This is a genomic window from Chryseobacterium sp. SIMBA_038 (assembly GCF_046535115.1).
In the GTDB taxonomy this organism is placed as follows: Bacteria; Bacteroidota; Bacteroidia; order Flavobacteriales; family Weeksellaceae; genus Chryseobacterium.
In genome coordinates, this window is sequence record NZ_JAWRXH010000116.1 from 1 (window position 1) to 279 (window position 279).

The 279-nt window shown below is 38.0% G+C and carries 1 pseudogene; it reads right to left on the minus strand.

From position 1 onward, the window contains the following. Positions 1–10: 10 nt before the first annotated feature. Positions 11–279, minus strand: a pseudogene (locus tag SB689_RS22935) (tRNA pseudouridine(55) synthase); the annotation flags it as partial.

The window sequence follows — 279 nt, forward strand, 5'->3', positions numbered from 1 at the left end:
TGTTTCATTTTCATGATTCCAGAAATCTAAAATCATTGTTTAAAAACTGATCTGTAGCATCTTCAATCTTGTAATCGCCAATTTTTGTTCGTCTCAATTGGGTCAGATAGGCTCCTACTCTCAGTTCCTGCCCAATATCATGAGCCAGACTTCTGATGTAGGTTCCCTTTGAACAGCCTACGGTAAAACTTATCAAAGGAAAATCTATTGTAATATCTTTAAGATAGTGAATTGTTGTCTTTCTGGACTTCATCTCCACTTCCTCTCCTGCCCTTGCCA